This window comes from Brenneria sp. L3-3C-1, assembly GCF_016456245.1.
Taxonomy (GTDB): Bacteria; Pseudomonadota; Gammaproteobacteria; order Enterobacterales; family Enterobacteriaceae; genus Brenneria.
In genome coordinates this window covers 152,119-169,719 of sequence record NZ_JAEMHF010000001.1, presented here as the reverse complement: position 1 = coordinate 169,719, position 17,601 = coordinate 152,119, and the positions used below count along the sequence as shown (strand labels likewise).

The following is a 17,601-nucleotide window of genomic DNA, read 5'->3' as shown; positions in this document are numbered from 1 at the left end:
TGAACGTGATATCCAATAAATTTCAAGATACGGAGGAGACAGCCGGCTCGCCTGCAACTTGAAAGATGAAAGGTATATAATGATATAACATGTAGATAACTGTTAGCTTATCTTTACAGGTTCGGACGATATATCAAACAATTGCCCTAATAGCTTCCATTATCCAGAATAAGCGAATAAATTCCCATCTTAAAACTCCCGACACATCGCAGATAGAGATCAAAATTTGAACAACCCATTGAATGCTAAGAGACAGATAGAGAACGAAACAGCAAGTTACCACCACGCTGTGCTGTCAGAATGGAAACTGTTGATAACCATAACCTCGCCTGAAGCCTTTCATCTGCTGCAAACACTTGCTGATAAGAAGTCCTCGCTCCTGGCAGATGAATTCTATTCACACATGCTGGCAGATAACGAAGCGGCCCTATTTCTTTCAAATCAGCAAGTCCATAACAAACTTCATGGTTCAATGCATAAATGGGTAGCCGCTATCCTATCTAATACGGGTGAACACCTGAGCGAGTTAATTGCGCATCAGAAAGAAATCGGGAAAATTCATGCCCGTATTAGTATTCCCATCGAGTTAGTTGCGCGCGGTGCGCGGTGTTTAAAATGGAAACTCTACGAATATATATCCCAAGAAACTGACGACAAGACATTATGTTTTGAAGTGATGCGTTTTGCTTCAATTTCTATGGATATCGCGATAGAAATAATGAGCGAGACCTACTCCCAATCCCATGATAGAGAGGCAAGAAATGAAGAGTCTTACCGCTTATTCTCAATTTTGGGCAATGCCGACATAGAGCGTGAGCGTCAAAACGCGGCGTTATTAAACTGGGAGAACGCATTTATTTTTAGTGTAGCTACCGGCGCCCCGCTGGCGAGTATTCAAACGTTAGAGGATTCTGAGTTTGGTTTATGGTTTAACCATAAAGGGAGATCCTGCTTCAATAATACTCATGAAGTAAATGCCATTAGTGAAATGATCGTTGAGATTGATAAATACGTTGGTAACTTTACTCATACATCGCCGCTGGCACAAATCGACTACTCGCCATTACTTAAATCAGTAAGGAATAAAATTTATAAAATAAATACATTAATGGGGTATTTATTTGATGAAGTTCAAAAATTAGAGAGTGGAAAAGACACGCTGACATTTTTACTGAATCGCCGCTTCCTGTCGACAATTCTGCGGCACGAAACCTCACTAGCTATGCATACAAACGTCCCGCTCACGGTGGCCATGATTGATATTGACCATTTTAAATTCATCAACGATACCTATGGTCACGTGATAGGCGACACCGTATTAAAAAGCATTGCCGACATTCTTTATGAAAATACCAGGAACAGCGATTATGTTTTCCGCTATGGTGGAGAAGAGTTCATGTTGGTCCTGGTCGCAACCTCAAAAGAAGCGGCCTATATACTTATCGATCGTCTCAGAAAAGAAATTCAGGATCACGAAATCCGCCTTCAGAGTGGTGAAATAGTAACGGTAACCATAAGCGCAGGGATCGCCGTTTATAACGGACATCCTGACTATCAATGTTTAGTCAAATCAGCGGATGATGCGCTCTATCAGGCCAAAACTCGCGGCAGAAACCGGATTGAATACGCCCACGGATAAAACAGCGACTCACATTACAGATAAAAGCGGGCGCAGTACCCGCTCGGATGCCGGCGAACGCATCCAGACAGGCAAACGAAACACTGGCGTACATTCGATAAATAAGCATGATCATTAACAACACGACACGTGTAAAATCCTTTATAGTTCTATCCAGCGTCCCACACCAAGGAGGATAAGTCATTGCAGCGGCAATTTGTGTCATCGTCAAGAATTCGTTCGATTGGATACGATCCTGAAAAACGTATTCTTGAAATAGAATTCCATAACAAAGATATCTATCAATACATTAGCGTTCCTGAACGCATTTACGGGAAATTTGTTTCTGAATCTGTTGTATCCAAAGGCCGCTTCTTTGATGGCGTAATAAAAGACAAATATCTGTGCCGAAAAATAAAATAACGGTCGGATACAGTAGGGAAATAAGGGTTAAGGATCTGCCTTTCGTCAACCAGCAGCCATAGCGCTGCCCTGCTTTAGCGCCCAGTTTTCGACGGCGCCGCCGTCGATGAGCATCTTTTAAAAGAAAGGGCGCTCCAGATAATTGGCATGCGGACAGTCCGCTGCATGTTGCAGGCCGTCACGCACTGCCATCAAATGTTAGATCGTTTCATCAATGGCTCTGGCCTTTGCTGCCGGTTTGCTCGTCAGTTATATACGGCGGTGTTAACGGTGAACGTATGTACGGTTACGCAGTGTCAAGACTCATACCACATTTGGCGTGGTCTGTATTTTGCGGCGTTAGTAACCAGTTGGCTGATGGGGTAAGAAAGACTGCCCGTATAGATGAGTGCAGCCACTTAAACCGCAGACGACGCGCTATTTCCGAGCGGATAAGCACGTTTCCCCAGCTTGCTTTTTATTTACTCGCTTTTTTTCAATCTGTTATACGAACACCTAACCACTACGCCTTCGATCGTTTTCACCGATCGATACGATCTAATCGATCTATGAAAACGATTATCTTTTGATCATAATCGCGGATAAGATATTTCTGAAATTAAACATAACAACATGTTTCGATTACGTTTTTATTCTCATCACGGGAAGGGACTTGTGCGCTCATTACCACCTGGGAGGAAACCAGCATGTTGGGAAAGACGTAACCGACTCAGCGAGAAACTATAGAGAAATATTTTTATATATCGGGAAACAGGTATATAAAAAGCATTCAGGTTAATTTTAATGAATATGATTTTCTTAAACGATGCGTTATTGATATCTCAGGGCGTCCATCGGGCATGCTATTGCCATCCATTAATGCAGGACAAATGTATAAAAGTACATTTAAACGGCGAATATAATCGCGAAACCATTAGAGAAATTAAATATTATCAGCGGATAGCGAATAAAGTATTTACAGTTCCTGTAATATCGCACTATCATGGTATAGTTAAAACCAATCTTGGAACAGGTTATGTTTTTGATCTTATCAAAGACTATACTGGAGACGTATCAAAAACGTTGGAGCACTACATCATCGACAGTTTACTCTATAAAAAACATAAGGCGGATATCGAACTGGCCTATCATCGTATGGCTCTATGGGCGAAAAAATACGCCATCGTCACGATGACGTTGAAACCTTACAATATTATATATCGTTTAAAGAATCAGAATGATGGCGACCTGATTATTATCGATAACCTAGGATGTGCGAATTTATTTCCTTTGGTGTATTACTCGGACTTTTTCGCCAGACAGCAGTTATCCAGAAGGTTTTTTAATTTTGAAAAAATGCTGAGCCATCAATATGGAATAATGCTTCCATGCAGCAGTAATGAAATTCACATTACTCCATAAATAATTTAGGTTCTAAATGAATTTTTTTACAAAAACTGGCTTAGTTGAATAAACTGGAAAACAATAAAAAATGAATTCCCCTTCTATTCAGAAAAAATACTCATGGTCTGCTATGTTATGGCTTTTAGTATTTTTCTTGTATTTCTCATGCACGCTGCAACTGGTTATTCTGTTTTCCGGACACAGCGGATTTAACGGATTAAGGGATGCGTTGCTGTATAGTCTGTTATGGTTCATTCCGGTATTTTTCTTTCCACGTCAGACGCGCCTTATTACCGCAGTGCTCGGTATTATCCTGTGGGCAACAGCCTGTGTCGCGCTGGGATATTATCTAATATATGGGCAGGAGTTCTCACAAAGCGTACTGTTCGTGATATTTGAGTCCAATAGTACAGAAGCCGGGGAATACGCCAGCCAGTATCTCAGTATCAGGCTGATTGCCGTGATTCTGCTGTATACCGCCATCGCCGTCTATCTGTGGACTCACATACGCCCGATCTGGTTGCCTATGCGCTATCGCCTCGTTTCCACATTCGTCATTCTCACGGTGCTGTTTGGCGTCCCAATCTATAAAAAAATAATAAAGCAAAATCTGCCGGGTGAAGAAGCCGTCGCCTATCTGGCCGGACGCATGGGCACCACCGCGCCGTGGCAATTTGTCGGCAGCTATCTGGAATACCGAAATCAACTCGCCAGTATGGAATCCATGCTGCGACAGAACGCTGCTTTACCGCCACTGCCGAATCTGAAAGATGCCAATGGCGATATTCCCCGCACGCTGGTGCTGGTCATTGGCGAATCCACTACCCGTACCCGCATGAGCCTGTACGGCTATCCCCGTCCCACGACGCCCCGCCTCGATGCATTGCGCAAAACCGATCCCAATCTGGTTGTATTCAATGACGTGGTAGCGCCGCGACCTTACACCATCGAGTTATTGCAGCAGGCGCTGACCTTTGCCGACCAACAGCAGCCGGATCGTTATCTTACTCAGCCATCATTAATGAACATGATGAAACAGGCCGGGTATAAAACGTTCTGGATCACCAATCAGCAAACCATCACCAAACGCAATACCATGCTGACGGTCTTCTCACAGCAGACGGACCGGCAATTTTATCTGAATAACCAGCGCACGCAGAGTTCCCGGCAGTATGACGACGCCGTGCTGACACCGTTTGACGAAGTGCTGCGCGATCCGGCGCAGAAGAAATTTATCGTGGTGCATCTGCTGGGCACACATATGAAATACCTGTACCGCTACCCGGAAAGCTATCAACGCTTCAATGACCGCAAAGGCATACCCGCCGGGTTAAGCGATCAACAGGCGGAGACTTACAACAGCTATGACAATGCCGTACTGTATAACGATTTTGTCGTCGGCAGCCTGATCGAAACCTTTGCCCGCCATCAGCCCAACGGCTTTCTGCTTTATTTCTCCGACCACGGCGAGGATGTGTATGAAACCCCGCCGCATAACGTGCTGGGCCGCAACGAGAGCGCGCCGACCCGCGCCATGTACACCGTTCCGTTTATTTTGTGGCTGTCGCCCGAATGGCAAAAAAGCCATCCTCGCCAATACACTACATATACAGACCGGAAATACAGCAGCGCCCATCTCATTCATACCTGGGCAGATTTAGCGGGGCTGAGTCATGATTTCTACGAACCGGGCAAAAGTCTGGTCAGCGCGGACTTCAGGCCGACAGCACGCTGGATCGGTAATCCATATGAGAAAATCGGATTGAAGGATTTTGATGCGTTGCCTTCGGTTATTAATACACCTAAAACTGAGTAATGAAACTCTGGCTGGTCATTAATAACAAAATGCGATTATTATCGCCAAAAGTATATTATTTACCGGTGGTTAGCCGCGTGGTATCAGTCTTTGCAGCGTGAGAGTGAGAGAGAAATACAGGCCCAAAATATCATTGAACAGGTGGCTGCCATCCGGTTGCAACAACCCCGGTTGGGTACGCGTAGATTGCATTACTTGTTACGACAGCAAGCAGAGCCTGCATTGCAGGTTGGCCGCGATCGCCTGTTCCAGATACTGCGTTGCTCGCGATTACTGGTGATGCCTAAACGGGCTTATCACAAAACGACAAATAGCCATCATCGCTTTCATCGTCACCCTAATTTATTGAAGTCAGGAGAAAATCAGATTGTTGCTAGCCACCCGGAACAGGTATGGGTCGCAGATATCGCGAACCTTCCACTGCGTAAGGGAACGGCGTATGTGAGTCTGGTAATAGACGCCTGGTCGAGAAAAATAGTGGGATATCATGTACATGAAAGCTTACATACCCACTACGTGGCCAACGCGCTCAAGATGGCACTCGTTAACAGACGCACGGCATCTCCGCTGGTACACCATTCGGAAGGGGTATCCAATACTGTTCAACAGAATATCAGACGCTACATGAGCGTCACGGCGTCATCTGCTCGATGACGGATGGATATGACTATTATCAGAATGCGCTGGCGGAACGGGTAAACGGGATATTAAAAATGGAATATCTACGCGTTAAGCCGGAAGATATTGGGCAAGCAAGAAAGATGGCCAGGGAGTCGGTAGAAATCTACAACACACCCGATGAAGTTCATCGGGCTTTAAGGCTGAAAAGTGTCAACCTATATCAGAACCAGTCACTAAAATCGGTGCTGCCAATCTGCTGCCATTTTGCTGCCACTTGCCATTTTCCAGGCACAAAAAAACCGCCTGTTTGGCGGCTAACGACATTGCACAAAGTGCTTGTTTTAATTGGGTTTTTATCGATGGTGCCCGGGGTGGGACTTGAACCCACACAGCGCGTACGCCGAGGGATTTTAAATCCCTTGTGTCTACCGATTCCACCACCCGGGCTTGGATATTGGAGGCGCGTCCCGGAGTCGAACCGAGGTAGGCGGATTTGCAATCCGCTGCATGGCCACTCTGCCAACGCGCCTTACCTTTAAATCTTTCCCAGCATTAATCGCTGAAAATATTGGAGCGGGAAACGAGACTCGAACTCGCGACCCCGACCTTGGCAAGGTCGTGCTCTACCAACTGAGCTATTCCCGCGGTCATACGAACATGCTGATTTTTTTACTAACTTTCAGCAAATCAGCGCTGCTGTTGATGCGGTGCATTCTACTGACCTGACGTGATGAGTCAACAGAATTATCGCCCAAAGGCGTTCGTTTGCTGGTTTTTACAGCGGGCTATCCCTGCCCGCTGCCCTTCGGGCCGTCGCAAGCGACGTTTAAAAACTCTCCCGGCGTTTTTATACCGCGGGCTATCCCTGCCCGCTGCCTTCCGAGCCATCGCAAGCGACGTTTAAAAACGCTTCCGGCGCTTTCCTTCACTCAAGGTTGAAGCAAATCATGTCGTGCGGCATTCAAGTATTGAAACATTGACCAGAACGTCAACACGGCGGCAATGTATAAAGCGATCACCCCGGCGCCTTCTACAAAACGTTCCGGACGCCACAATAAAGCCACCAATGCCAGCATTTGCGCCGTGGTTTTTACTTTCCCAATCCAGGAAACAGCCACGCTGCTGCGTTTACCTATCTCCGCCATCCATTCACGCAATGCGGAAATGATAATTTCACGTGCAATCATCGTTGCAGCAGGCAACGTAATCCACCAGGAATGATAGTGCTCCGCCACCAAAACCAATGCGACGGCAACCATCACTTTATCTGCGACGGGATCGAGAAACGCCCCGAATCGCGTAGTTTGCTTCCAGCGGCGGGCCAGGAAGCCATCAAACCAGTCTGTAACCGCTGCAAAAACAAAAATCAACGCACACACCAAGGGTGCCCAGACGAATGGAAGATAAAACGCCAGCACAAAAAACGGGATTAAAGCAACACGAAACAAAGTCAGCAACGTCGGTATATTAAATTGCATAGCGCTTAGGTAACTATTTGGCTGGAGTGGATATTACGAGTATGTTGCTACATTGTCCCTAGTGTTTCAATGCATGGAAGATTTTTTCTGCCAATGCATGTGAAATACCCGGCACATTTGCAATTTCCTCAATGCTGGCGTTCATCAAAGGCTGCAACCCGCCCATGTATTTCAGCAGGGTCTGTCGGCGTTTAGGGCCGACGCCTTCAATGAGCTCTAGTGTACTGGTATTTTTAACTTTTGCTCTTTTCTTACGGTGCCCGCCAATCGCGTGATCGTGTGAGTCATCACGAATATGCTGAATAACGTGCAAAGCAGGAGAATCTGACGGTAAAGCAATACCCTCGCCCGTTGCCTCAAAAAACAGCGTCTCCAGGCCGGCTTTGCGGTCACTGCCTTTAGCCACCCCCAGCAACAGAGGCTTATTCTTATCCCAGGGAACCTCTAACGAGTCAAATACGGCTTTTGCCTGACCAAGCTGCCCTTTACCGCCATCAATAACGATTACATCAGGGATTTTTCTGTCGTCCAACGCCTTACCGTAACGACGTTTAAGAACCTGAGTCATCGCGGCATAATCATCACCGGGCGTAATCCCACTGATATTATAGCGCCGATATTCCGAACGTAGCGGACCATTCGCATCGAATACCACACAGGATGCCACAGTCTGCTCTCCCATAGTATGACTGATGTCAAAACACTCCATGCGATTAATTTCCGGCAGTTGCAAAACCTTTGCCAACGCAGACAAGCGCTGGTGTATGGTTGACTGTTGCGATAACTTCGTCACCAGCGCCGTTGCCGCATTCGTGCGGGCAAGTTTCAGATAACGAGCGCGATCGCCACGCGGTTTGGTCTGAATCTGCACTTTTCGTCCGGCGACTTCCGTCAAAGATTCAGTTAGCAGATCTTTATCCGGCAACGTGAAATCGAGCAGAATCTCTGCGGGTAAGGTTCGAGCCAAACTTCCCTGCAAGTAAAATTGCCCCACGAATGTTTGTACAACTTCACCCAGTTCGGTTCCGCCGGGAACTTTCGGAAAATAGCTGCGGCTGCCCAATACTTTTCCCTGTCGGATGAACAACACGTGTACACAGGCCATTCCGGCGTCAAAAGCCACGCCGATGACATCCAAATCTTCTCCAGTGCCTGAAACAAACTGCTTTTCCGTGACTCGTCGAACAGCCTGAATCTGATCGCGGATACGGGCGGCTTCTTCAAAATTCAGCGCAGAACTCGCCGCTTCCATTCGCGAGATAAGCTGATTAAGCACCTGCTGATCTTTACCGGACAAAAACAAACGTACATAGTCAACCTGCAACCGGTAGTCTTCTTCACTTACCAGCCCGCTGACGCAGGGCCCAAGACAGCGACCAATTTGATATTGCAGACAAGGACGTGAGCGGTTGCGATACACGCTATTTTCACATTGCCGAACCGGAAAAAGCTTTTGCAACAGAATCAGCGTTTCACGTACGGCGTTACCGTTCGGAAATGGCCCGAAATATTCACCTTTTGCGTGTTTGGCTCCACGATGAACAGCAAGGCGGGGGTGTCGATCGGCGCTCAGAAAAATCATGGGATAAGATTTATCATCACGCAGTAAGACGTTATAGCGTGGCTGATAAAGCTTAATATAGTTATGTTCCAGCAGTAAGGCTTCGGTCTCAGTATGGGTGATCGTCACATCGATCTGTCTGATACTTTTTACCAGAGCTTCTGTTTTACGGCTGGCGACGTTGCGGCGGAAATAGCTGGACAGCCGTTTTTTTAAATCTTTCGCTTTACCGACATAGATTACCGTATTCGCGGCATCATACATGCGGTAGACCCCTGGCTGGCTGGTTACCGTCTTTAGAAATGCCGGGGCATCGAAACTTTCACTCACTACTTAACAATGTCTCCGCATTAAAGAGGCCGTGGCGAATTGCCAGGTGCGTTAACTCCACGTCACCATGAATGTTCAGTTTACTGAACATCCGATAGCGATAGCTGTTCACCGTTTTAGGACTAAGATTGAGCTGATCTGAAATTTCAGTCACCTTTTGTCCTTTGGTGATCATCATCATAATTTGCAATTCACGCTCAGACAAACACTCCAGCGGCGTCTCTGCCTGCGGCTCTAACTGACTCAATGCCATTTGCTGCGCAATATCGGAGGCAATATACCGTTTACCTGCATGCACGGCGCGGATGGCACAGATAACTTCCTGCGGGGCAGCGGCTTTACTGACGTATCCGGCGGCACCCGCCTGCATTACTTTAGCAGGTAAAGGATTCTCCGTATAAATAGTTAGCATGATAACCTTTATATCAGGAGAAAATCGCAGTATTTTACGCGTTGCCTCAAGACCGCCAATCCCCGGCATATTCATGTCCATTAAGACAACATCAACATCATTGCTGCGGCACCACCTGACGGCGTCCTCACCACATGATGCCTCGCCAACGACTTTGAGACCTTTGATATCGTCAAGAATGCGCCGTATCCCTGCCCGCACCAGTTCATGGTCATCAACAAGAAAAACGCTAATCAAAGAATAATTCTCCAAAAAAGGGAGTAACACTTACATAACGAGTTGCTTGCAGGTGATACTACGCTGGTTTCAAAAGATAACGAATACAGAATTTATATGAATTATGTATTTTTAAATATGCGATGTAGTAATAAACGCTCGCTACCAGAGCACAATGATAACAATATATCATTAACTCCGGGATGCATATTGATCACATTCTTAACATTTCAGATTATGGCTTTCAAAACGCTGACCCCATATCACCAGTCATCCGCGCATCGTAAAAACACAACGACAATCAGTAACATTATGTTTCTATGTCAATCAAAGATAGCTATTGTAACCATATGTTATATCAGTGCTTTTCATCCACTATGCGTATATTTTATAAAAAATATAGTAAGAAAAAGCGTCCAGGCTGAAAGCCTTATGTATTCAGTCAAAAATTTCTAAGCACTGCCCACTATATAAACCTGGGCAATTAAATACAATTAAAATAAAGTTAAATGCGTAAAAAACAGCCACTACATAGTGATTGCTCATTAATAATAGCCGTGAGGAATACACATTATGCTATACTCGCGGCAATCTGACGATGCTGGCAGCGGCTCTTTCGCCCCCTGTAGGCTGACTAAAACACATTTTATGCTGTTTCTTGTTAAGGAGAAAACATGAGCAACGTAGATTTTTCCACCGCAGCGACCGTAGAAACGCTGGCACACGAAGTAACTTGTTTAAAAGCAACCATCACGCTGTTATTAAAAGCCATCGGCCAGGCTGATGCAGGCAAAGTCATCATCAATATGGAAAAATATATCGCTCAACTGGAAGACCCTGAGCAGGCTGAAGCCTTTAGCACCACCGTCAAACAAATCAAACACGCATATCGCCAGTAATCTGTTTCCCGTCAGCCACAAGTCTCTTGATGTCGCTGGCGGTGCCTTTCTTTGGAGGTGAAGCTCTTCGTATGAGGACTCATGTTCGATATGACGCTTCATGCCCGCAGAAAGCGCTTCTTTGTATACCGTTCCTATGTCCATTCTGTGTTTTCGCTCGCTGATACTTTGCAATTAGTGCTAAATGTTACTGTTACTTTATGGTTACTAAAAATAACAGTAATTAAAAAACAGATAAACTTTTATTAAAATAAGGAGAAATAAAGGTTATTCACTCCTGACACTTAATTAGCAAAGGCATCTTATTGTTTGATAATTATTTTATCCGGATGGCATTTATTTAATGTGCGCATTAAGAAACTCAATACAGAAAGCAGAATAACGACATCGAAGAGGTGTTACAGGACAAGCAACGATAGGATAGATTAAGAAATGATGTAACTCATTGAAATGTTGGTGGGTCGTCGGGGGTTCGAACCCCGGACCAATTGATTAAGAGTCAACTGCTCTACCGACTGAGCTAACGACCCAACGGCATGGATTATTCTCTTCTTGGCGGCAACTGTCAAATAGTTCACATTGATTTTTTCTTACTTTTCCACACGCCAAAATTACATTGTGAGCCATACGTAATTTTGCTAACCTGTGCGCCGCGCAATTTAGTCCTTTCATATTACAATATGCCATTTATTCGGGGCAAAAAACACACAGAATCATTTCGTGCAATTATTCGCCATATTTATACCAGCCACTCCCTATAATCAGTGCGACAGATAGGCTATCTTATCCATACCCATTTTTGTTATGAGAGAGCCGTTCAAGATCTCAAAACAACATCACATATAAAAAGGAAATTGTATTAAATGGTAGATCAATCAAAAGAGGTGACGGACCTTGCCGATTCTGGAGGCGAAGGGCTACGGCGAAACCTGACCAATCGCCATATTCAGCTCATCGCTATTGGGGGCGCCATTGGTACCGGGTTGTTCATGGGGTCGGGAAAGACCATCAGCCTGGCGGGGCCGTCGATCATCTTCGTTTATATGATCATCGGTTTCATGCTGTATTTCGTTATGCGAGCAATGGGCGAGTTACTGCTCTCCAACCTAAACTATAAGTCCTTCAGTGATTTTTCCGCCGACCTGCTCGGCCCCTGGGCAGGATTTTTTACCGGTTGGACATACTGGTTTTGTTGGGTCGTTACCGGTATTGCCGACGTAGTGGCGATCAGCGCTTACGCGCAGTTCTGGTTTCCCGACCTATCACAATGGATATCATCATTACTCTGCGTTCTATTATTGCTCACGCTTAATCTGGCGTCAGTAAAGCTGTTCGGCGAAATGGAATTCTGGTTTGCGATGATCAAAATTGTGGCCATTGTCGCCTTGATTGTTATCGGCGTGGCGCTCGTCATGATGGCCTTCCCTTCGCCATCAGGTTCTGTCGCATCGTTTAATAACTTATGGAACGATGGCGGTATGTTCCCTAAAGGCATTGGAGGATTTTTTGCCGGATTCCAAATAGCCGTATTCGCTTTCGTCGGCATTGAACTGGTTGGCACAACAGCTGCAGAAACGAAGAATCCAAGAGTCGTGCTTCCCCGGGCTATCAACGCGATACCGATCCGCATCATCATGTTCTACGTTTTTGCGTTGGCCATGATCATGTCAGTTACGCCGTGGCGCGATATTGCAGCCGACCGCAGTCCCTTTGTTGAAATGTTTGTACTGGTCGGGCTGCCCGCCGCGGCCAGCGTGATTAATTTTGTAGTGCTGACTTCCGCGGCATCGTCAGCCAACAGCGGCGTTTTCTCCACCAGCCGGATGTTGTTTGGGTTAGCCAAACAGGGAGATGCGCCGAAACATTTCAGTATGTTGTCTAAACGCGCAGTTCCTTCCACAGGATTACTGTTTTCCTGTATCTGCCTGTTGTTTGGTGTCGTGTTGATTTATCTCATCCCGAATGTGATGACGGTATTTACTCTGGTAACGACGGTTTCGGCCATTTTGTTCATGTTCATCTGGAGCATTATTCTCTGTTCTTACCTGGTGTACCGTAGAAAAAGGCCTCAATCGCACGCCGGCTCGCAATATAAAATGCCTTGGGGTATTGCTATGTGCTGGGTTTGTCTGGCGTTTTTTGTCTTTGTGATCGTTCTGTTAACTCTACAGCCCGATACCCTGCAAGCACTGACGGTAACGCCATTGTGGTTTATTATCCTGGCGATAGCCTATCGGGTTATTCGGAAGAAAAAACAGCTGGCTTGAGATAAATAAGAATAGTTTGGACTCACTAAAGACGCTGGTTAAAAATCAGCGTCTTTATTTCTTTGGCATTTGAAGATAAAGACAAAAACATTAATTTCATAAACCGAATTACAGCAAGCTTTATAAACGAACATTAAACGAAATCATTAATTAGCCTAGTTTTCATAACAATATGGAAAATTAATCACGTATAGAGATGCTCGTGATGCGATTAATATTTCTAGTTAATAATTCGGCTGCTAAACAAAAATCCTCGCCCTTGCTCTGCGTAGCCTCTGCTAATACGCCTTGTACCTTCTTGGTTAACTCATTAATTTTCTCGTCATCTAGCATTGAAACAATGGCAACCACCAACATTTCTAACGATTCGATTTTGGCATGAAGTTCTTTTTCCCCGACCTCTTTTTCTGCCAGTCTTATCAAGAGTTGATAGAGAAGACTATTCATATGAACCCCTTACTCAAAAAAATTAACTGTTGTATATCCCGACAGGCACCAACAGTACGTTAGTGTATGGGATTTAAAAACATTGTGAGGATTAATGTAACACCTAAACCAACCTTACTACCAGTATATATCACAACTTTGATATCAACACATTCAACGGGGAGGCGATAAAATGAAATCGCAGATAAAGTAGGTAAGCGAAGTCATATTTAAAAAAGCATTTTATTTTATATATGCAGAAGATTTCAGGAAGCGGGAAGCGAGCAACTGACGAGACGAATGTTGTGGAGAGAGCAAGCGTTTTCAGGAGAATCAACCGTTTGCCACATTGAGAGACAGCGGATATAGCCAGCCATCACGAAATGGCTGGCTACTAAAATCTATACGTTTACCGACTGCCTGACCCCATTCACTGCACTTTTGGCCTGTTCGCATTGGTATAAAATGGTTTGCGCATGCGAATAAAGGATTTTCCCTGCTTCTGTGGGAGTAACTCCACGTCTGCTACGTACCAGCAACTGTTTTTCAAGCTCACTTTCCAGCGTAGCGACCTGCTGACTCAGCGCCGGTTGCGCAATGTGCAACAACTCAGCAGCCTGGGTCAGGCTACCGATATCAACGATTTTCACAAAATATTTGAGCCGTCTAAGATTCATTTCTGCCTCCTGAGTAGTTACCCCAAAGAAGGTTGCAATAACCGCGCCATATTGTGAACGTAAGACGTTGGAAACCTGATACCTGCTTGATAAGTTACGGGTAAAATAAGGAAAAGAAATGGTTCACCGGCTAAGGCAGACCAGTTGAAAGGGAATGATATCGATTTTTCTTTGTCTGGATGTGCACCACGCTAATGCAACTACTGCTATTTCAAGGTGCAAGCGCCGATGTAAAAGCACCGGAGCCGCGTCAAATCATCATGCAACTTGCGCAGTGATTTCAATATGTTGATTATTACTTCAGCAATCAATTGCTATAAAGCATAACAGCCTTTGACAAGGTGAAATGCTCCCGCTATTATCCCCCGCAGTTAACCGATTCCTCTGTAGTTCAGTCGGTAGAACGGCGGACTGTTAATCCGTATGTCACTGGTTCGAGTCCAGTCAGAGGAGCCATTTACTAGTTCTGTTGATGTCTACTGACGTCTACAGGTCATTGAAAGAAGAGTGAAAACCTTCCTTCTACATTCCAACAATATCCACTGAAATCTACCTATATCATCCGGTATTTTTAAGTCCATCGGAAAATCGGGAAGATTGTGTTCGCATTGTTGCTGCTATCCTTTGTGACCGGAACCCAAAATCCAGCTCTGACCTTTAATCAGGAGCTACGATCGTGGCACTTTCCGATACCGCTGTCCGCCGGGCCAAAGCAATCGGCAACGCCTATACCCTTTCCGATATGCTCACGACACGATCGTAGTCGCATTGGCCCGACACGGCTTGTTCTGAAGTAGTCCTTGTGTTACGGCCCGCTTTGGGGCCGTCTTTATAACTATTCTTTGCACCTTAGACCGCTTTCTTAAACGCCAGGCAACCAAAATTTACTCGATCATGTCCAGTAAATGATTTCATTATCGTTTTTCAAATCTCCGAGAAAGCTATTCAATACGATTCTGTCACTGGTGCTGGGGGTCACACTATGGACATACGCTCCATTGAGCATTGCAACATCCCCTGTCTCTACAGGAATATCAATATAATCAAAATTGCTCAGATAGTCCTGTGGATAAGGATAACCGACACCTTCCACCCCAAACTTCTCCGCTAGCTCAGAACTATGCTTCAAATCAAAGACGCGGAGCATTCCACTTCCACTTTGGCAACGCGCGTAGAAGTTGACGGCTACCAGAGTGGTGATGTGTTGAGTTTCCCAGCCTTCATTCCTTGAGCAGAAAACCTGCGATACGTCGTCATGAGGCCGCAGAAGAAACTGTGACCCCGGTTTCTCCTGCCATGAAATAGCCCTGGTAGGTAATGCTTCATGTTCACACCAGGTAGCCGGACGGAACATATTGCCTCGATAATTCTGGGCTATAGAATATAGTTCCTGCACCGGGTTTTGATCAATGTCCTCGAACAGAGACGCGACTGCCTTCCTTTGCTCGCCGCATACTTTGTAGTAATTTTCCGGAGACTTAAAATAATGCGATTCACCGATCATTATTCCCGGGACATTATCCTTACGAGGCTGCGCATCGCCTGTAGAATAAAAATTACTGGATATCTTTTCGCATACTGAAATATCAGAAAAACCTCGCAACCATACCGCATCAACTTTACCTTCCATTATATCGAACACAGCCTTACCAACATCTTCGCTGTTATTCCCTTGAACTTCTCTAACTCTGACCATTTGTTTCTACTCCTGTAGGCTTCTTTAATAACCTGAATACATCCCATTTCAAATTTATTCCTGCCGCCCCCAAAAGAATCAGACCTATTCCAGCCCATTGATCCAATGAAAGAGTGACGCCCAAAAATACAGAATCAATAAAAATAGCTAATGCCGGATATATGAATGAAATAGAAGCAGCACGGTAAGCTTCAATTTTTTGAAGTGCACCATAGAGCAGGATGTACATCACTCCGGTGTGCAAAACACCCAAAAGCACGGTGGCGAATGTTTGGCGGTCCCATGTCGGAGAGATAAGCATGCTCAGATCCGCAAAAGGCCACAGCGCCACAGCACCTAACGTCATCTGGAATAGCGCGATCAGCGTCGGTGGGTACCCTTTCAGGATACGTGCGTACAAAGCCGCCACTGCATAAAGCGCAGCCGCAATCAATGCCTGAGCAACGCCAATCAAATAATGGCTTGTCTCATTTGGAATACCATCATGACCAACCATCTGTGAAATAAATAGCAATCCGGCAAGCGAAACGGATGTCCAAATAATAATATTCGCTGTAATCTTTTCTTTGAAAAGAATGCTACCCAGTATGATCATCATTATCGGCTGGGTATTATATATCGTGGTCGCTACACCGATTGATGTTTTTTCATAGGACGCAAACAAGAAATACCAGTTCCCGAGAAGTGCAGCGCCGCCAATGAGCGATCCCATAATAAGGCGGGAAGTAATCAACTTATGATTCAGATATTTTCTAGCAAAGCATATTCCAAGAAGAACAATCATACCAAAAAGACAACGATAAAAAATCAAACTGACTTCAGTCTGTCCGGATGTCATTACCGTAATGCCGATCGTTCCACAGATCGTCATTGCTGCAAGCATCTCAACTATGCCTTTATTTTTCATAAGCCCACCATTAATTAATGACAGGTAAATTTTATTTTATAGTCCTTTCACATTGAATACATTTAATGATATGTTTAGGCCTTAAAGCCTTTTTTAATGACTTTTTTTTGATTATCGGCTAATTTAATTAAATATGGATAAAATAGACTGCAAGCTGCTCGAAACCCTTCACGGGGACGGTCGTATGACCGTAAAGTCACTTAGTGAGCACATCAACTTGTCACAACCCAGTTGCGCAGAGAGACTTAGGCGGCTTCAGGACCAAGGTATTATCGAAAAATTCTCGGTTCAGCTTTCGCCTAGTGCACTAGGATTCCCTATCACCGCCATCGTGCGGGTACGCCCTCTCCCGGGAGAACTTAATCGCGTGGAAAAACTCATCGCCGCGATCAAAGAAATTACACAGTGCGATAAGGTAACAGGAGATGATGCGTTCTTTTGTCGACTTCATTTACGCCATATTGAAGAGCTGGATATTTGTCTTAGTAAAATTTCCCGCTATGCAACGACCAGCACATCTATTGTAAAATCAAGCCCTGTGGCTAACCGATTGCTGCCGTTGCGTTCTTCAGAGTAGAGCAATGATCCAGCTAAAAGAGGATCTTGCTCAGCGACGGTGGACACAGCCTTAAGCGAGGTTTCTTGTTTCACATTGTCGGACTTAGTCCGCTCCGGCGGGGTCGGTTGTAATCAACCTCGATATACTCGAATACTGCCGATTTTATCGTTTTCCGAGTAGTAAAACGCTCTCCCTGGATCAACTAATTTATAAACGCCCTGGAGTTCTAATGAATTCCAGGGCGTTTTTCATTTTCAGAGGTTAATGGCGCGGCTATTCACGACAGCGTCAGAAAGCCAGGCTTCATAGCGG

At 45.2% G+C, this 17,601-nt stretch carries 14 protein-coding genes, 5 tRNA genes and 2 pseudogenes; 9 read left to right on the top strand and 12 right to left on the bottom strand.

Going from position 1 to position 17,601, the window contains the following annotated elements; genetic code table 11:
* Positions 1-226: 226 nt before the first annotated feature.
* The 5 genes and pseudogenes from JG725_RS00745 to JG725_RS00725 form a co-directional block, all read left to right on the top strand.
* Positions 227-1,639 carry a diguanylate cyclase gene (locus tag JG725_RS00745; protein WP_233356283.1) on the top strand — a complete coding sequence of 471 codons (1,413 nt, stop codon included), beginning with the start codon at positions 227-229 and terminating at the stop codon, positions 1,637-1,639.
* A 183-nt stretch (positions 1,640-1,822) separates the two neighbouring features.
* Positions 1,823-2,041 (top strand): KTSC domain-containing protein, encoded by a 219-nt coding sequence (locus tag JG725_RS00740; RefSeq protein WP_172288355.1) that lies wholly within the window; start codon positions 1,823-1,825, stop codon positions 2,039-2,041.
* A 783-nt stretch (positions 2,042-2,824) separates the two neighbouring features.
* Positions 2,825-3,442: a YrbL family protein gene (locus JG725_RS00735; protein WP_172288357.1), complete on the top strand. Its 618-nt coding sequence runs from the start codon at positions 2,825-2,827 to the stop codon at positions 3,440-3,442.
* A gap of 70 nt (positions 3,443-3,512) precedes the next feature.
* Entirely contained in the window at positions 3,513-5,240 is a 1,728-nt protein-coding gene (gene cptA / locus JG725_RS00730; protein WP_199376141.1) for a phosphoethanolamine transferase CptA, read from the top strand.
* A 75-nt stretch (positions 5,241-5,315) separates the two neighbouring features.
* Positions 5,316-6,055 (top strand): annotated as a pseudogene (locus JG725_RS00725) (IS3 family transposase); the annotation flags it as partial.
* Positions 6,056-6,221: 166 nt separating this feature from the next.
* Here JG725_RS00725 and JG725_RS00720 read toward each other — a convergent pair.
* From JG725_RS00720 to uvrY, 6 genes are all read right to left on the bottom strand, one after another.
* Positions 6,222-6,308, bottom strand: a tRNA-Leu gene (locus tag JG725_RS00720).
* A gap of 8 nt (positions 6,309-6,316) precedes the next feature.
* Positions 6,317-6,390, bottom strand: a tRNA-Cys gene (locus tag JG725_RS00715).
* A 40-nt stretch (positions 6,391-6,430) separates the two neighbouring features.
* Positions 6,431-6,506, bottom strand: a tRNA-Gly gene (locus tag JG725_RS00710).
* Between the two features lie 284 nt (positions 6,507-6,790).
* A complete protein-coding gene (gene pgsA, locus JG725_RS00705; protein ID WP_172288361.1) occupies positions 6,791-7,339 on the bottom strand; it encodes a CDP-diacylglycerol--glycerol-3-phosphate 3-phosphatidyltransferase in 549 nt (182 codons plus the stop codon).
* Positions 7,340-7,397: 58 nt separating this feature from the next.
* Entirely contained in the window at positions 7,398-9,230 is a 1,833-nt protein-coding gene (uvrC, locus tag JG725_RS00700; RefSeq protein ID WP_172288363.1) for an excinuclease ABC subunit UvrC, read from the bottom strand.
* A complete protein-coding gene (gene uvrY, locus JG725_RS00695) occupies positions 9,223-9,879 on the bottom strand; it encodes a UvrY/SirA/GacA family response regulator transcription factor (RefSeq protein WP_172288365.1) in 657 nt (218 codons plus the stop codon). Before uvrY ends, uvrC begins: the two co-directional genes overlap by 8 nt.
* Before the next feature lie 653 nt (positions 9,880-10,532).
* Between uvrY and JG725_RS00690 the strand changes: the two genes are divergently transcribed.
* Positions 10,533-10,757 (top strand): DUF2594 family protein, encoded by a 225-nt coding sequence (locus JG725_RS00690; protein WP_172288367.1) that lies wholly within the window; start codon positions 10,533-10,535, stop codon positions 10,755-10,757.
* Positions 10,758-11,211: 454 nt separating this feature from the next.
* Here JG725_RS00690 and JG725_RS00685 read toward each other — a convergent pair.
* Positions 11,212-11,287, bottom strand: a tRNA-Lys gene (locus tag JG725_RS00685).
* A gap of 333 nt (positions 11,288-11,620) precedes the next feature.
* On the opposite strand from JG725_RS00685, the gene cycA reads away from it, so the two are divergent.
* On the top strand, positions 11,621-13,024 hold the full coding sequence (cycA, locus tag JG725_RS00680; RefSeq protein WP_199376139.1) for a D-serine/D-alanine/glycine transporter: 1,404 nt from the start codon (positions 11,621-11,623) through the stop codon (positions 13,022-13,024).
* Positions 13,025-13,204: 180 nt separating this feature from the next.
* On the opposite strand, the gene JG725_RS00675 is transcribed toward cycA, so the two are convergent.
* Together JG725_RS00675 and JG725_RS00670 are read right to left on the bottom strand one after the other, a co-directional pair.
* A complete protein-coding gene (locus JG725_RS00675) occupies positions 13,205-13,471 on the bottom strand; it encodes a sigma-S stabilization anti-adapter protein IraP (protein WP_172288371.1) in 267 nt (88 codons plus the stop codon).
* Between the two features lie 389 nt (positions 13,472-13,860).
* A pseudogene (locus JG725_RS00670) lies at positions 13,861-14,127 on the bottom strand (LysR family transcriptional regulator); the annotation flags it as partial.
* A 380-nt stretch (positions 14,128-14,507) separates the two neighbouring features.
* Between JG725_RS00670 and JG725_RS00665 the strand changes: the two are divergent.
* Positions 14,508-14,583, top strand: a tRNA-Asn gene (locus JG725_RS00665).
* 436 nt (positions 14,584-15,019) lie between these two features.
* On the opposite strand, the gene JG725_RS00660 is transcribed toward JG725_RS00665, so the two are convergent.
* Both JG725_RS00660 and JG725_RS00655 read right to left on the bottom strand, forming a co-directional pair.
* Positions 15,020-15,823 carry a hypothetical protein gene (locus JG725_RS00660; RefSeq protein WP_199376137.1) on the bottom strand — a complete coding sequence of 268 codons (804 nt, stop codon included), beginning with the start codon at positions 15,821-15,823 and terminating at the stop codon, positions 15,020-15,022.
* Entirely contained in the window at positions 15,810-16,730 is a 921-nt protein-coding gene (locus JG725_RS00655; RefSeq protein ID WP_199376135.1) for a DMT family transporter, read from the bottom strand. Before JG725_RS00655 ends, JG725_RS00660 begins: the two co-directional genes overlap by 14 nt.
* Positions 16,731-16,863: 133 nt before the next feature.
* On the opposite strand from JG725_RS00655, the gene JG725_RS00650 reads away from it, so the two are divergent.
* A complete protein-coding gene (locus tag JG725_RS00650) occupies positions 16,864-17,307 on the top strand; it encodes an Lrp/AsnC family transcriptional regulator (RefSeq protein WP_172288377.1) in 444 nt (147 codons plus the stop codon).
* Between the two features lie 70 nt (positions 17,308-17,377).
* On the opposite strand, the gene JG725_RS00645 is transcribed toward JG725_RS00650, so the two are convergent.
* Complete coding sequence (locus JG725_RS00645; protein WP_172288379.1) at positions 17,378-17,491, bottom strand: IS3 family transposase; 114 nt, start codon at positions 17,489-17,491, stop codon at positions 17,378-17,380.
* Positions 17,492-17,601: the final 110 nt, after the last annotated feature.

Coding starts and splice junctions, on each gene's coding strand:
- JG725_RS00690 (WP_172288367.1), top strand. CDS start 10,533: ATGAGCAACGTAGATTTTTCCACCGCAGCGACCGTAGAAACGCTGGCA.
- JG725_RS00650 (WP_172288377.1), top strand. CDS start 16,864: ATGGATAAAATAGACTGCAAGCTGCTCGAAACCCTTCACGGGGACGGT.
- JG725_RS00675 (WP_172288371.1), bottom strand. CDS start 13,471: ATGAATAGTCTTCTCTATCAACTCTTGATAAGACTGGCAGAAAAAGAG.
- pgsA (WP_172288361.1), bottom strand. CDS start 7,339: ATGCAATTTAATATACCGACGTTGCTGACTTTGTTTCGTGTTGCTTTA.
- cptA (WP_199376141.1), top strand. CDS start 3,513: ATGAATTCCCCTTCTATTCAGAAAAAATACTCATGGTCTGCTATGTTA.
- JG725_RS00735 (WP_172288357.1), top strand. CDS start 2,825: ATGAATATGATTTTCTTAAACGATGCGTTATTGATATCTCAGGGCGTC.
- cycA (WP_199376139.1), top strand. CDS start 11,621: ATGGTAGATCAATCAAAAGAGGTGACGGACCTTGCCGATTCTGGAGGC.
- JG725_RS00655 (WP_199376135.1), bottom strand. CDS start 16,730: ATGAAAAATAAAGGCATAGTTGAGATGCTTGCAGCAATGACGATCTGT.
- JG725_RS00660 (WP_199376137.1), bottom strand. CDS start 15,823: ATGGTCAGAGTTAGAGAAGTTCAAGGGAATAACAGCGAAGATGTTGGT.